Source organism: Tolumonas auensis DSM 9187 (assembly GCF_000023065.1).
GTDB classification, from domain to species: Bacteria; Pseudomonadota; Gammaproteobacteria; order Enterobacterales; family Aeromonadaceae; genus Tolumonas; species Tolumonas auensis.
This window is the reverse complement of the sequence record NC_012691.1, coordinates 1,504,969-1,519,719: the sequence shown is the minus strand read 5'-3', so window position 1 is coordinate 1,519,719 and position 14,751 is coordinate 1,504,969. Positions and strand designations below refer to the sequence as shown.

The 14,751-nt window shown below is 48.5% G+C and carries 11 protein-coding genes; 4 read left to right on the top strand and 7 right to left on the bottom strand.

All coding sequences use genetic code 11. The features are described 5' to 3' along the window. Positions 1–93: 93 nt before the first annotated feature. From TOLA_RS07020 to TOLA_RS07005, 4 genes are all read right to left on the bottom strand, one after another. A complete protein-coding gene (locus TOLA_RS07020; protein ID WP_012729589.1) occupies positions 94–1,059 on the bottom strand; it encodes an ABC transporter permease in 966 nt (321 codons plus the stop codon). Next, positions 1,059–2,165, bottom strand: coding sequence for an ABC transporter permease (locus TOLA_RS07015; protein WP_012729588.1), 1,107 nt, complete (start codon positions 2,163–2,165; stop codon positions 1,059–1,061). The genes TOLA_RS07020 and TOLA_RS07015 overlap by 1 nt, the downstream gene beginning before the upstream one ends. Further along, positions 2,162–3,724: an ABC transporter ATP-binding protein gene (locus TOLA_RS07010; protein WP_012729587.1), complete on the bottom strand. Its 1,563-nt coding sequence runs from the start codon at positions 3,722–3,724 to the stop codon at positions 2,162–2,164. Before TOLA_RS07010 ends, TOLA_RS07015 begins: the two co-directional genes overlap by 4 nt. An 82-nt stretch (positions 3,725–3,806) precedes the next feature. Next, positions 3,807–4,808, bottom strand: a complete 1,002-nt coding sequence (locus TOLA_RS07005; RefSeq protein ID WP_012729586.1) for a BMP family lipoprotein — start codon at positions 4,806–4,808, stop codon at positions 3,807–3,809. A 201-nt stretch (positions 4,809–5,009) separates the two neighbouring features. Here TOLA_RS07005 and TOLA_RS07000 point away from each other — a divergent pair, with 201 nt between their 5' ends. From TOLA_RS07000 to TOLA_RS06990, 3 genes are all read left to right on the top strand, one after another. Continuing rightward, the gene (locus tag TOLA_RS07000; protein ID WP_012729585.1) at positions 5,010–6,731 is read left to right on the top strand and encodes a sensor histidine kinase; all 1,722 of its coding nucleotides are present in this window, start codon (positions 5,010–5,012) and stop codon (positions 6,729–6,731) included. Further along, positions 6,719–7,435, top strand: a complete 717-nt coding sequence (gene btsR / locus TOLA_RS06995; RefSeq protein ID WP_012729584.1) for a two-component system response regulator BtsR — start codon at positions 6,719–6,721, stop codon at positions 7,433–7,435. Before TOLA_RS07000 ends, btsR begins: the two co-directional genes overlap by 13 nt. Before the next feature lie 157 nt (positions 7,436–7,592). Further along, complete coding sequence (locus TOLA_RS06990) at positions 7,593–9,413, top strand: carbon starvation CstA family protein (protein ID WP_012729583.1); 1,821 nt, start codon at positions 7,593–7,595, stop codon at positions 9,411–9,413. 68 nt (positions 9,414–9,481) lie between these two features. On the opposite strand, the gene TOLA_RS06985 is transcribed toward TOLA_RS06990, so the two are convergent. Together TOLA_RS06985 and TOLA_RS06980 are read right to left on the bottom strand one after the other, a co-directional pair. Next, positions 9,482–10,678 carry an acetate kinase gene (locus TOLA_RS06985; RefSeq protein WP_281054822.1) on the bottom strand — a complete coding sequence of 399 codons (1,197 nt, stop codon included), beginning with the start codon at positions 10,676–10,678 and terminating at the stop codon, positions 9,482–9,484. A 518-nt stretch (positions 10,679–11,196) separates the two neighbouring features. Further along, positions 11,197–11,793, bottom strand: a complete 597-nt coding sequence (locus tag TOLA_RS06980) for an HAD family hydrolase (RefSeq protein WP_012729581.1) — start codon at positions 11,791–11,793, stop codon at positions 11,197–11,199. A gap of 234 nt (positions 11,794–12,027) precedes the next feature. Here TOLA_RS06980 and serA point away from each other — a divergent pair, with 234 nt between their 5' ends. Next, positions 12,028–13,260 carry a phosphoglycerate dehydrogenase gene (gene serA / locus TOLA_RS06975; protein ID WP_012729580.1) on the top strand — a complete coding sequence of 411 codons (1,233 nt, stop codon included), beginning with the start codon at positions 12,028–12,030 and terminating at the stop codon, positions 13,258–13,260. Between the two features lie 124 nt (positions 13,261–13,384). On the opposite strand, the gene aroA is transcribed toward serA, so the two are convergent. Then, on the bottom strand, positions 13,385–14,668 hold the full coding sequence (gene aroA, locus TOLA_RS06970) for a 3-phosphoshikimate 1-carboxyvinyltransferase (protein WP_012729579.1): 1,284 nt from the start codon (positions 14,666–14,668) through the stop codon (positions 13,385–13,387). Positions 14,669–14,751: the final 83 nt, after the last annotated feature.

Sequence of the window (14,751 nt, the reverse complement as noted above, 5' to 3'; positions counted from 1 at the left end):
CCAGTCTCAGCTATTTTTGCAAGCCCTAAAACACCACTTAAAAAAAGAGCAACCCGAAGGCTGCTCTGCAGAAATCAGAATTTTTGAGGAAACTTATTCCCGCTCTTTCACATATGCCGTACCCAGTGCTTTTGGCGCAACAGCTTTGCCGATAAATCCGGCCAGCAGGAATACGGTTAACATATACGGTAACGCTTCTATGATTTGAACCGGAATAGTATGGCCTGCAATTTCAACGCCTTGCAAACGAATCGCCATGGCATCCAGAAAACCAAACAGCAGACAGGCGCTCATCGCCGTCCACGGACGCCACTTCCCGAATACCAATGCGGCCAGCGCCATATAGCCCTTACCGGCACTCATATTGGGAATAAACTGCGCAGTTTGTGCCATAGAGAGATAGACGCCCCCTAACCCGGCGAGCAGACCACAAATCAGGATCGCACTGTACCGCAGACGAATTACCGAGATCCCGGCAGTATCAACCGCCGCTGGTGCTTCACCTACCGCCCGCAGACGCAAGCCGAAACGGGTCCGGTATAAAACCCACCATGCAGTCGGCACCGCCAGAAGCGCAATATATTCCAGAAGCGTATGACCACTCAGCAGCTCAGAATAAAGCTGACCGATCACCGGAACATCAAACATTTCCTTTTCAAACGGAAAATGCAGCGGTGCAAACCGGGCATCGCCATCAAGTGCAGGCGTTTGCCCGCCCTGATCGAACCAGTAACGACCAAGTGTCACAGTCAGACCGGCAGCCAGAATATTCACCGCCATACCACTTACAACCTGATCACCACGGTGAGTGATGGTGGCAAAACCATGTAACAGGGACGTCGCCACAGAAACCAGCACACCGGCTATCACACCCTGCAATGCAGATCCTGTCATTGATGCTGTCGCGGCACCTGCAAACGCTGCCGCCAGCAAATTACCTTCCAGACCTATGTTAACCACACCGGAACGCTCACAGAAAAGTCCGGCCAGTACAGCGAAGATCAACGGAGTGGCAACACGGATAGTCGAATCCAGCATTAATATTAATGTTTCGTACATTATGCTGCCTCCTTTTGACCGGCAAGTTTGATATACAGTGCCTCCAGGCGAGGTTTAAACATATGCTCCAGTGCTCCCGAAAACAGGATCACCAGGCCTTGCAATACCACGACGATATTGCGGTCTACACCATATTCGAAGCTGAGCTCTGCCCCGCCCTGATAGAGAAAACCGAACAGCAGACTGGCCAGAATGACGCCGACAGGATGATTGCGTCCCATCAATGCAACGGCGATACCGGTAAAGCCAAAGCCTTCGACATAGTTCAGTTTTATCTGGTGTAACTCGCCCTGAATTACGTTCAGTGCAAAGAATCCGGCCAGCATCCCCGAAATGGCCATCGCCATGATAGTGACTCTGGAATATGAAATACCGGCATAGCTGGCAGCATGGGCATTGGCACCGACCGAGCGGATTTGATAACCCCAGCGGGTGTACCACAAGAAGCCCCAGACAAACAAAGCACACAGTAACGCCCACAGCAGACTGATGTTTACCGGGCTTGCCGGCATATCAATTCCGATGGCGGCCAGCACTGCATGTATTTTCGGTAACCAGCTTGCCTCAGCGAACACGGCACTCTCCGGCGCCATGGTACTGGCTGGTTTCAGCACATCCACAAGCAGATACGCCATCAGTGATGAGGCAATGAAATTGAACATAATAGTTGTGATAACGATATGGCTGCCACGCTTCGCCTGCAGATAGGCAGGAACAAATGCCCATGCTGCGCCAAACAGGCCACCAGCCAGCAATGCCAGCGGTAACAGCAGATACAGAGGCAACGTATCACCCAGCCACAGGCAGACCAGACCGACACCCAGCCCGCCGACATAGGCCTGCCCTTCTCCGCCGATATTGAATAATCCGGCATGATAGGCAACCGCTACCGCCAGACCAGTAAAGATAAAGCCGGTAGCATAGTAAAGTGTAAAACCAACCCCTTCGGCATAGCCGAAAGCGCCTTGCCACATGACCTGCACCGCATCGAGCGGATTGATCTCAATGTAATAAAACAGCAGTGCTGAAACAGCAAACGCCATCAGAAGGTTTACTAACGGAATAAGTCCGACGTTGACCCAAAGCGGGATCCGTTGCTGACTCATACTTGATCCCCTTGGTTAGCCTGCAAATGATCAGGCATGATATTGGCCATCATCAGGCCCAGCGTTTTTTCATCCGCCTGTGCCGCAGAAACCTCGCCAACGATAGCGCCATCAAACATCACCAGAATACGATCAGACAGTGACAGAATTTCGTCCAGCTCGACCGATACCAGCAATACCGCCTTGCCCGCATCACGCATGGCGATGACCTGCTTGTGAATAAATTCTATCGCGCCGATATCGACCCCGCGGGTAGGCTGACCAATCAGCAATACATCCGGATTCTTTTCTACTTCACGGGCAAGAACCAGTTTTTGCTGATTACCGCCGGAGAAATTGGCTGTTTTCGATTGCGGGTTAGCCGGGCGCACATCCCACTTATCCATTTTTTCCTGACAATCACGCAAAATGGCCTTTTTATCCTGTAACACGCCCCGGTTATACATAGCGCGGTTGTGATACCCCATGATGAAGGCTTCCTGCGCTGAGAATTTATTGATCAGGCCCATCTTGTGCCGATCTTCCGGCACATGTCCCAGACCGTATTCACGCATGGTGGCCGCATCAACCGGCTCGGCTGCATCAACTTTATGTGCACCGATGGAAAACGAACCACTGGCCGGTTCAATAATCCCGCCCAGCAACTCCAGTAATTCTGACTGTCCATTACCGGAAACACCGGCGATACCGACAATTTCTCCGGCCCGGACATTAAAGGAAACGGATTTGACGCGTTCCACACCACTGGCATCCACGTAACGCAATTTGTCGACGTTCAGCAGAGCATCACCGACGTTAGCCGCTTCTTTATCGACGTTCAGACGGACCTTACGCCCCACCATCAGTTCAGCCAGATCCTCACGCGAGGTTTCCTGTGTGGTGACATGCGCCACCATTTCACCACGCCGCATCACGGAAACATGATCGGTGATCGCCATGATTTCACGGAGCTTATGCGTGATCAGAATAATGGTGGTTCCCTGATCTTTGAGTTTTGCCAGAATAGCGAAGAGATGCTCTGCTTCCTGCGGTGTTAAAACACCGGTCGGTTCATCCAGGATCAGAATTTCAGCACCGCGATAGAGTGCTTTCAGAATTTCAACCCGCTGTTGCAACCCTACCGGAAGATCTTCAATACGGGTATCAAGAGGAACATCCAGACCGTATTGTTCTGCCAGTTCTTTCAGTTTCTTTCTTGCTGCGGAAAGACTCGGTGCCAGCGTCCAGCCATGTTCCACGCCAAGAATAATGTTTTCTAATACTGTGAAGGTGTTCACCAGCATAAAATGCTGATGCACCATGCCGATACCGGCGGCAATCGCGTCCTGCGATCCCCCTGGTTTATAAGGAGCGCCTTTCACTTTCATCTCACCGCTGTCGGCATGATAAAAGCCATAAATGATGCTCATTAATGTCGATTTTCCCGCACCGTTTTCCCCAACGATGCCGTGGATCGAACCTTTACAAACCTGCAAATCGATATGCTTATTGGCGTGAACTTCCCCAAATCGCTTATCGATGCCGCTCAGTTCTAACGCATATGAGTCTGATTGCGCCACAGTATGATTTCCAGAACACAAGTTAATAAATACACAAAACCGGCCCTGATGGCCGGTTGCGGAATAACGGAATAATAAGAGATCAATATTTACAGGTATTGTCGGCCATATAATCGTGGATCTTGATTTTACCCGCGATAATATCTTGCTTGATGCTGTCCATTTTCGCTTTCATTTCAGGCGTGATCAGTTTGGTATTATTTTCATCCTGCGCCCAATCAACACCGCCCTCGGCCAGCCCTAACGCTTTTACACCACCTTTCCATTTGCCTTGTGCGGCTTCATCCCAGCTCTGGAATGATGCCAGACCGACACTTTTCACCATAGATGTCAGCATAGTGCCCGGGTGCAGATGGTTCTGGTTGGCATCGACACCGATCGCCAGTTTACCGGCATCTTTCGCGGCCTGATAAACACCCAGACCCGTGCCACCGGCTGCAGCATAAACAACATCAGCACCTTTAGAGAATTGGGTTTTTGCCAGCTCGGCCCCTTTCGCCGGATCAGCAAACGCCGCCGGTGTAGAACCCGTCATGTTCTGGAATACTTCGGCTTGCGGATTCACATATTTCACGCCCTGCTCGTAACCGCATTCGAATTTACGAATCAGAGGAATATCCATACCACCGACGAAACCGACTTTACCGGTTTTGGATGCCTGTGCAGCCAGAGCACCTACCAGGAAGGAACCTTCGTGTTCTTTAAATACAACAGATTGTACGTTTGGTTTATCAACGACTGAATCGATGATAGTAAATTGAATTTCCGGGAATTCAGCGGCGACTTTTTCGACAGAAGATGAGAAATTAAAACCAACAGCAACAATCGGGCTGAATCCGCGGCTGGCCAGACGACGCAGGCCTTGTTCACGCTGTGCTTCATTTTGCGGTTCAAATTCTTTAACCGTAATATTCTTGGCTTTTTTATATTCTTCAACACCGCCACGGAAAACGGCTTCGTTAAACGATTTATCAAATTTTCCCGCGGTATCGTAAATAACAGCAGGTTCTGCCGATTTAGCATGCGCGCTTAATGCAGTCAGAGTAAATGTCGCCACTGCTGCCATTTTCAGAATATTATTCATCTTCTTATCCTTCCAAGGGTAATCCGGCCTGATCCCGGTAAGAGTCACAGTATATTAGTCTATGAAGTGCGGAATTCTGGTCAAGTTTTTTACCTGAAAACTTGTTATTCCGGCGCTTTATTATGAAAAAATGAACTGGTACAAAGTTAAGCGCTCTCAGTCTCCCTACAATGGGGCAAATTAAACGGATCCCATATCATCATGAGCCTTCAGCAAATCTCGCTTATCGTGTCGCTTCTGCAGCAAATGTGCGTCTATGTGGTTATTGTTTATCTGCTGAGTAAAACACCGCTTTTTCAGCCTCTTACACAAGTCACCATCAGACTACCAAATAAAATTCTCTGTTATCTGATCTTTTCTGCTTTTTGCATTATGGGTACCTACTTCGGACTCCGGATCGAAAATTCAATAGCGAATACCCGGGCGACCGGCGCCGTGCTGGGCGGAATCGTCGGCGGCCCGCTGGTCGGTTTTATGGTTGGACTGACAGGTGGCATCCATCGTTATAGCTTAGGTGGTTTTACCTCATTTGCCTGCATGATTTCGACGATTGCAGAAGGTGTCATTGGCGGACTGGTTCATCGTTATTACCTGCAGCAACGTCGTCCGGAACAGCTGTTTAATCCCTGGATCGTTTTTTCTACCGCTTTAGTCGCTGAATTCCTGCAAATGGGCATTATTCTGTTACTGGCCCGCCCGTTTGATCAGGCATGGCATCTGGTGCAGAACATCGCATTACCCATGATGCTGGCCAACAGTTTTGGCGCAGCCATTCTGATGCAGATGTTGCTGGATCGGCGGGCGATGTACGAAAAATATTCGGTCGCATTTTCTGCCCGTGCGTTGAAAATTGCCGAACGTTCGATGGGCATTCTGAATAAAGGTTTCAATCAGGAGAACTGCACCCAGCTGGCCCGTATTCTGCTGGAAGAAACGAACGTGGGTGCCGTAGCACTGACCGATCGGGAAAAACTGCTCGCGTTTATTGGTATTGGCGAAGACCATCACCTGCCCGGTTCACCGATTACCTCTTCGCATACACTCCGGGCTATAGCGAATAATGAAGTGGTTTATGCCGACGGTAACCTGATCCGTTATCACTGTACGCTCGACCCCCGCTGCAAGCTTGGTTCCACGCTGGTGATACCGTTGCGGGGTGAAGATAATCAGGTAATCGGCACCATTAAACTCTATGAACCAAAACGCAAACTGTTCTCTTCACTGAACCGTACGCTCGGTGAAGGTGTGGCAAGATTGCTTTCCACCCAGATTCTGGCAGGAAAATATTCCGCGCAGAGTGCGTTGTTAACCAAGTCGGAAATCAAGCTGCTGCACGCACAGGTTAACCCGCATTTCCTGTTTAATGCATTAAACACGCTGGCTTCCGTTATCCGAACTGATCCGGAGAAAGCCCGGCAGTTAGTCCAGCATCTGTCGCTGTTTTTCCGGAAAAACTTACGGCGGGGCGCAGAAGAAGTCACCCTGAAAGAAGAGCTGGAACACGTAAATAGTTATTTACAGATAGAACTGGCCCGTTTTCCTGACCGGCTTAAAGTGCACTTTAATATCGATGAATCACTGCTGAATCAAAAATTGCCGGCATTCTCACTGCAGCCCATCGTGGAAAATGCGATAAAGCACGGCATATCTCACGCTATGGATGGCGGCACCGTTACGATCACCGGTCAGCTTCAGGACGATCACTGGCAATTGCTGGTGGAAGACGATGCCGGATTGTTTGATGCACCAGCACAGCCGGATAAAAGCGAAAGTAGTAATGGCCTGGGTATGAATCTGGTCGATCGCCGCATCAAAGCTCATTACGGTGAGCAATATGGTGTTCACGTGCATTGTCAGCCGGAAGTTTTGACTCAGGTCATCATTGATTTACCGTTTTCTGAGGTTAAAACATGTTACGCGTGATCATTGTTGATGATGAATTACCCGCCAGAGAAGAGCTGCGCAGCATTCTTGAAGGATATGAAGACTTAGAGATCATCGGGGAATGCAGTAATGCGCTGGAGGCTATTCCGGCAATCCATAAGCTGCATCCGGATGTCGTCTTTCTGGATATCCAGATGCCCCGGATCAGCGGGCTGGAAATGGTGAGTATGCTTGATCCCGAGCAGATCCCGGCCATTGTCTTTGTTACTGCCTATGATGAGTTTGCGCTGAAAGCATTTGAAGAAAATGCCTTTGATTATCTGCTGAAGCCCATTGAACCATCCCGCCTGGAAAAAACACTGCACCGGTTACGTAAAGAATTAACTCACCATTCTTATCAGTCGCTGGCCGAACTGGCACCACTGCGTTCAATCCCCTGCTCGGGCCATAACCGTATTTTTTTAGTGCCGCTAACTGAGGTGGAATATATCCACAGTGATTTGGCCGGTGTACATGTCTGCAGTGCCAAGCAGGCTGGTGTTACACAACTGACCATGCGGACACTGGAAGAGAAAACATCCTTCCTGCGCTGCCACCGGCAATACATGATTAATCCGGATCAGGTGGCGGAAATTCAACTGCTGGAAAACGGCAGTGCCGAGGTCATCACCCGTGCGCAGCAACGGATCCCGGTCAGTCGCCGCTACCTGAAGCCTCTGAAGCAGAGCCTGAATATCCCATAATGGCAAAACCACTCCCCGACGGATCATAACCGCTTAATCCGCTATACAACCGCTCACCTGATTAGAAATGTTATTCCTGAAATGAGTCTCCTAAAGTGAACCTGTACCGCCAGAAAGGATCTGGCGTCAGCTTCCACTTAAATCAGGAGTAACACACATGACGCATGCAATTACATTTGTCATCAGTGCACTGTGTATTCTTGCTATTTGTTATCGGTTCTACGGTATTTTCTTTGTTCGTAAAGTACTTCAGGCCGATGACAGTCAGGTAACGCCTTCTCATGCGTTATCTGATGGCAAGAACTATGTGCCAACCAACCGCTGGGTTAACTTCGGTCAGCATTTTGCTGCTATCGCAGCTGCCGGCCCCTTAGTTGGTCCGGTTCTGGCCGCCCAGTACGGTTATCTGCCCAGTTTCCTCTGGCTGCTGATAGGCTGTGTAATTGGCGGTGCGGTGCACGATACTGTCGTGCTATTTGCCTCAATGAAATATCAGGGCAAGTCACTTTCGGAAGTTGCCAAAGCGGAGCTTGGCCCGGTAGCTGGTTGGTGTACCGGTCTGGCGATGCTGTTCATCATCACCATTACCATGGCTGGTTTGTCTATGGTCGTTGTGCACGCGCTGGAACGTAACCCTTGGGGTACTTTCGCCGTCTTCATGACCATTCCGATTTCCATGGTGGTTGGCTTATATCACAAATACACCGGCGATCTGAAAAACTCATCTATCGTTGGTTTTATTGCCGTGCTGGCCTGCGTGTTCTTCGGCCCGTACATTCAGGGCACCGTGTTCGGTGACTGGTTGACTCTGCACGAAACCACTATCAGCCTGGCACTGCCAATTTATGCCTTCTTCGCAACCGCTCTGCCAGTCTGGTTACTACTGACTCCTCGCGGTTACATCTCTTCCTTCATGAAGATTGGTGTATTCGGTGCGCTGGTGATCGGTGTGGTGTTCATCAACCCTGAAATCAAATTCCCTGCCCTGACTCAGTTCATTCATGGCGGCGGCCCTGTTCTGGGTGGTCCGGTATGGCCATTTATTTCTATCACCATCGCTTGCGGTGCAATCTCTGGTTTCCATGCCTTCATCGGTTCTGGTACTACACCGAAACTGGTCGACAAATGGAGTGACATCCTGCCTGTCGCCTTCGGTGCCATGCTGGCGGAATGTGTAGTTGGCGTGATGGCGCTGATTGCTGCCACTGCGTTACATCCTGCAGATTATTTCGCAATCAACTCATCTCCGGCTGCTTTTGCAACTCTGGGCATGAACGTTGTTGATTTGCCACAACTGTCTCAGGAAATTGGTCTGGATCTGTATGGTCGTACCGGTGGTGCCGTTACTCTGGCAGTTGGTATGTCTTACATCTTCACTAAAGTAAGCTGGTTCAGCAGCCTGGCATCTTACTTCTTTCAGTTTGTCGTTATGTTTGAAGCGGTATTTATCCTGACTGCGGTTGACTCTGGTACTCGTGTGTCCCGCTATCTGATTCAGGATTTCTTTGGCGAATTCTACTCACCACTGAAACGTCTGGACTGGTTGCCAGGTGCGATTGGTGCGAGCGTGTTAGCTTGTGTGATGTGGGGTTATCTGCTGATGTCCGGTGATATCGGTTCAGTCTGGGCACTGTTCGGGGTATCTAATCAGCTGATGGCTTCTGTGGGCCTAATCATCGGTACGACCATTATCCTGCGCCTGTCTCAGAAACGTCGTTATGCACTGACATGTCTGATCCCTCTGGCCTATCTGTTCGTGACCGTACAATATGCCGGCTACTGGATGATCAAGAATGTTTACTTCAATCCGGCGGCAAAAGGTTACAACCTGTTCAATGGTGCCATCTCTATCATCATGCTGGTGCTGGGGATCATCATCCTGATTTCAGCCATGCGTAAATGGAAAGAGCTGTTATCAAAACCTGCGACTCAACGAGCACAGGAAGCTATCGAATCAGCGGCAGAACAAGCCGGTTAAGAGAGATATTCCACATAGCAAAACGGCCCATTACGGGCCGTTTTTGTTATTCCGGTAAGCTGAAAGGCTTATTTAGCGAATTCAGCAGAACCTTGTGCGATAACCAGTTCTTCGTTAGTCGGAATAACGAATGATTTGGTGCTGCCGGCTTTAGTGATCAGGCCTGAGTTACCAAAACGAGCAGCAGCGTTACCTGCTTCGTCTTCAACAAAGCCAAAACCTTCCAGCAGTTTCAGTACGGTGCTACGCATTGGCATTGAGTTTTCACCGATACCACCGGTGAAGATCAGTGCGTCTACTTTGCCGACTGCAACGTAGTAAGAAGCGATGTATTTCGCCAGGCGGTAGCAGTAAATATCAAACGCCAGTTTGCACTGCTCATCACCCTGTTCCAGACCTTCGATAACACCACGGAAATCGCTGGTTTTGCCAGACAGACCCAACAGACCTGATTTTTTGTTCAGGGTGTTGCGTACATCTTCAACAGAGTAACCCAGTGTGTCGATCAGGAAGAACACGATGGATGGATCGATATCACCACAACGGGTACCCATCACGATACCTTCCAGCGGAGTCAGACCCATGCTGGTATCAACACATTTACCATTTTTGATCGCGCTGACAGAACCACCATTACCCAGATGTGCGGTAATGATATTGGTTTCTGACAGTGGTTTACCCAGCAGCTTGGCAGCTTCACAGGTAACATAGTAATGGCTGGTGCCATGTGCGCCATAACGGCGAATAGCGTGATCTTTGTAAAGCTCGTTCGGGAGCGGATACATGAACGCTTTGGCTGGCATTGTCTGATGGAAAGCAGTATCAAAAATCGCAACGTGAGGCAGATCAGCGAAGAGACGACGCGCAGCAGCAATACCTAACAAGTGTGCAGGGTTGTGCAGCGGAGCCAGTGGAATGCACTGTTCAATACCTTTAACCACTTCATCAGTGATCAGTGTCGGGTGGGTGAATAATTCACCACCGGAAACAACCCGGTGACCAACCGCAATAAAGGATTTCATCAGTTCCGGCTTACCTTCAAGAATATGTTCTTCAAGATAAGTCAGCGCAGCAGTGTGATCTGCACCAGAAGCTAAACTGTCTTTCTGCTTTTCAGCATCACCGAAACGCCAGCTGATGTTCGCTTCTGGTAAACCCAGCGCTTCAGCAAGACCAGTCAGATATTGTTCACCAGATGCTGGATCAACAATAGCGAATTTCAGTGATGAACTACCACAGTTAACAACCAGAACGGTTGGATTGATTGTTACTTCCATTCTTTCCTCGCATGGCTTAAGACACTCTGTGTCAAAGCAGTTCAAGGTCAGGGCGAGTGAATATTTTAATCACTCAGCGATGGCCTATATCGATATAGGTAACGTCTAAAAACCGGCTCAACGACTTATATCTCATAAGTTTCAGCTTTTAGATGCTGCCTGAATTACTGTCTGAACAGCTCAGACAACCAGTACTGCTAAGCCATCATAATTTATGCCAACTCACAAAAACTCGTTCGTTTATCATCCCCTCGCCCAAAACAGCGGGAAGCCGTGTTGCGCGCTGGTGGTTTGTACCTATGCCGGTTGTTATAAACAGCACATTCGAAACCAGGATGTCTCATTCTTGTGAGTATCAGCACAACAAAATTGGTAATACCAATTTATGATTGGCTTGCGGGGATATTCTCCCTCATTCCGGCCAATCAGTCACCTGTTTCAGCAAGAATTAAATAAACGTTAATACTGTTAAATGATTTAGATCATTTTTCGGTAGGAATGGGCTGTTACGCCCATGAAATGTACTTTCTCAATTCAGTCGCCACCTGAGCGGAAGATTGAAAGTGAATACTTTTGATTCCCAGATTTTCTGCTGTATGTACATTTATCAGTGAATCATCGATGAAGATGCAGCCAGAATTGGTCAGACCATTTTTCTCCAGCAGATATTCATAGATAGCAGGATCAGGCTTGATCAGCTTCACCTCTGCAGAGATAACTCGGCCATCAAACTCATTCCAGAATGGTGCGGTTTTAGCAAGGTAGGCTGCATTATCAAGCCCCATATTGGATAATGCGTAAATACCATGGCCCGCACGTTTGAGTTGCAGCAGCAAATCGATATTTTCAGCAATAGGTGTTAATGAGGCAGGCACCGCCTGATAAATAGCCGTCACAATATCTTCATCAATATCGGTACGTTCTACTGCACGCTGAATGATTTCAGGAATAGTCAGACATCCTCTGTCTACTTCGTGCCAATCAGCATGATCGAATAAATGTTCTGCTACCCTGACAGCACCCGGTGCATTGATTACTGAGCGCACGATGTCTACCGGATCCCACTTAACCAGCACATTTCCGATATCAAAAATAATATTCATAACCGTCCTCATCTGTAATTACGGTAACGATATACCATCATTATCTGCTGTCCAGTCAGTTAAATCAGAATAGTGTTTCACATACATGTTATGCCTGAATAAATGCATATAGGTAAATCACATTACCCATATAGAAAATTTGTATTACGTTAAGGCATTCTTTCTTGGCGCCGACTCCCCTTTTTTGTTAATTTACTACGCCTACCAATGACGTGCGTAAAAGGGAGCGCAGACATGACCAAATATTCTCTCGACAAGGACAAGATCAAGGTATTACTGCTGGAAGGTGTGCATCCGAACTCAGTAGATAACTTTAAATCTGCTGGTTACACCAATGTGGAATATGTGAAAGGTTCACTGGAAGAAGAGGCGCTGATCGAAAAAATCCGCGACGTACATTTCATTGGTATCCGCTCTCGTACTCACCTCACTGAAGAAGTGCTCGATGCTGCTCAGAAACTGGTTGCTATTGGCTGTTTCTGCATCGGTACCAATCAGGTTAATCTGGATGCTGCAGCTGCTCGTGGTATCCCGGTATTCAACGCTCCATTCTCTAACACCCGTAGTGTGGCTGAACTGGTATTAGGCGAAATTCTGCTGTTGTTACGTGGCATCCCGCATAAAAATGCTGGTGCACATCGTGGTGAATGGGACAAGAGTGCGACTAACTCTGTTGAAGCACGTGGTAAAAAATTAGGTATTGTTGGTTATGGCCACATCGGTAGCCAGCTGAGTGTTATCGCTGAAAGTATCGGTCTGAAAGTTTATTACTACGATATCGAAAACAAACTTTCTATGGGTAACGCCATTCAGGTAGCAACCATGGACGAGCTGCTGGCTCAGTCTGATGTTATTACCCTGCACGTACCGGAAACACCATCGACTAAAGATATGTTTGGTGCAGAACAGTTTGCCAAGATGAAAGAAAACTCTATTTTCATCAATGCCGCCCGCGGTACTGTAGTGAAAATTGATGATCTGGCAGCAGCGCTGGAAAGCGGCCATCTCGCTGGCGCGGCTATCGACGTATTCCCTGTTGAACCGAAAGCAAATGGCGAGAAATTCGTTTCTCCTCTGCAGAAGTTTGACAACGTGATCCTGACTCCGCACATCGGTGGTTCTACTCAGGAAGCACAGGAAAACATCGGTATCGAAGTTTCCAGCAAACTGATCAAATACTCAGACAACGGCTCTACCCTGTCTGCAGTCAACTTCCCTGAAGTTTCACTGCCTGAACTGGGTCGTAAAACCAGCCGTCTGCTGCACATTCACCGCAACCAGCCAGGTGTTCTGAACAAGATCAACCAGGCATTTGCTGACGAAGGTATCAACATCGCAGGCCAGTTCCTGCAAACCAACGCCAGCATCGGTTATGTGGTAATCGAAGTTGAAACCGAACACAGCGACATTGCTCTGGCCCGATTGAAAGAAATCGACGGAACACTGAAAGCGCGTATTCTGTTCTAATCAGATACAAGCCTCATGAAAAAGCCTGACATAAAGTCAGGCTTTTTTTATTCCGATATGATTGAAATCCAAACAAATAAAAAGGCTGCCCGGTAAGGAGCAGCCTTTCTTTTTACAATTCAAATCAGCGCTGAGATACAGACGCAAATTTAGTGAAATAATCAGGGAAGGTTTTTGAAGTACAACCCGGATCATTAATGGTGACCTTGGTATCGCTTAACGCGACCAGCGAGAAGCACATCGCAATACGGTGATCGTTATAAGTATCAATCGCTGCGTGTTTCAGCTGCGCTGGCGGTGTGATCTCAATGAAATCATGACCTTCTACCACTTCAGCACCTACTTTACGCAGTTCGGTGGCCATAGCGGTCAGACGATCAGTCTCTTTTACGCGCCAGTTGTAGATATTACGGATGGCTGTTTTGCCGTTGGCAAACAACGCAGCGGTCGCAATGGTCATCGCCGCATCCGGGATCTGATTCATATCCAGATCAACGGCCTGCAATTCACCCACATTTTCTGCTTCGATGAAATCATCACCCCAGGTGATTTTCGCACCCATTTTTTCCAGTACATCAGCAAAACGAATATCACCCTGGATACTGTTTTTACCGATACCTGTTACGCGGACTTTGCCTTTAATGGCACCAGCCGCAAGGAAATAAGAAGCGGAAGAAGCATCGCCTTCCACCAGGAAAGTGCCCGGTGAAACATAAGTCTGATTACCACGCACATAGAACACCTGATAATCATCATGTTCTACTGTCACACCAAACTGTTTCATGATGTGTAACGTGATATCGATATACGGTTTGGAAACCAGTTCACCACGAATACGGATGCGTACATCACCGGAAGCCAGCGGCGCTGCCATCAGGAATGCGGTCAGGAACTGACTGGACACAGAACCGTCGATGACCACTTCCCCACCCCACAGGCCTTTGCCTTCAATGGTCAGTGGCGGATAGCCATCTTTTTTCAGATAGTGCACATGAGCACCGGCCTGACGCAGCGCATCAACCAGATGAGCAATCGGACGCTCTTCCATGCGCGGTTCGCCGGTCAAGGTAAATTCACCATTGCTCAGGCAAAGTGCAGCGCACAACGGGCGCATTGCGGTGCCGGCATTACCCAGGAACAGATTCACTGGCTCGGAAGAAGAAAAAGCACGGCCTAAGCCATGTACAGTGCATTCTGTTTTATTTGCAGACAGTTCATAACTTACACCCAGTGTTTTCAGGGCATTCAGCATATGACGGATATCATCACTATCCAGCAAATTAGTCAGACGGGTCGTTCCTCGAGCCAGAGCTGCCAACAACAATGCACGGTTGGAAACGCTCTTGGATCCAGGCAGGTTAACCGTCCCTTCAACACGCGCAATCGGTTCCAGAGTCAGGGTATTCATAGTGTTCCTGTTACAACATTAAATTCTTTCTGTTTGTGCAATGAGCCATTGCTCCTGCAATCCACCATAAAAATAACGCCGGA

Coding starts and splice junctions, on each gene's coding strand:
- TOLA_RS07020 (WP_012729589.1), bottom strand. CDS start 1,059: ATGTACGAAACATTAATATTAATGCTGGATTCGACTATCCGTGTTGCC.
- TOLA_RS07015 (WP_012729588.1), bottom strand. CDS start 2,165: ATGAGTCAGCAACGGATCCCGCTTTGGGTCAACGTCGGACTTATTCCG.
- TOLA_RS07005 (WP_012729586.1), bottom strand. CDS start 4,808: ATGAATAATATTCTGAAAATGGCAGCAGTGGCGACATTTACTCTGACT.
- TOLA_RS07000 (WP_012729585.1), top strand. CDS start 5,010: ATGAGCCTTCAGCAAATCTCGCTTATCGTGTCGCTTCTGCAGCAAATG.
- btsR (WP_012729584.1), top strand. CDS start 6,719: ATGTTACGCGTGATCATTGTTGATGATGAATTACCCGCCAGAGAAGAG.
- TOLA_RS06990 (WP_012729583.1), top strand. CDS start 7,593: ATGACGCATGCAATTACATTTGTCATCAGTGCACTGTGTATTCTTGCT.
- TOLA_RS06980 (WP_012729581.1), bottom strand. CDS start 11,793: ATGAATATTATTTTTGATATCGGAAATGTGCTGGTTAAGTGGGATCCG.
- serA (WP_012729580.1), top strand. CDS start 12,028: ATGACCAAATATTCTCTCGACAAGGACAAGATCAAGGTATTACTGCTG.
- aroA (WP_012729579.1), bottom strand. CDS start 14,668: ATGAATACCCTGACTCTGGAACCGATTGCGCGTGTTGAAGGGACGGTT.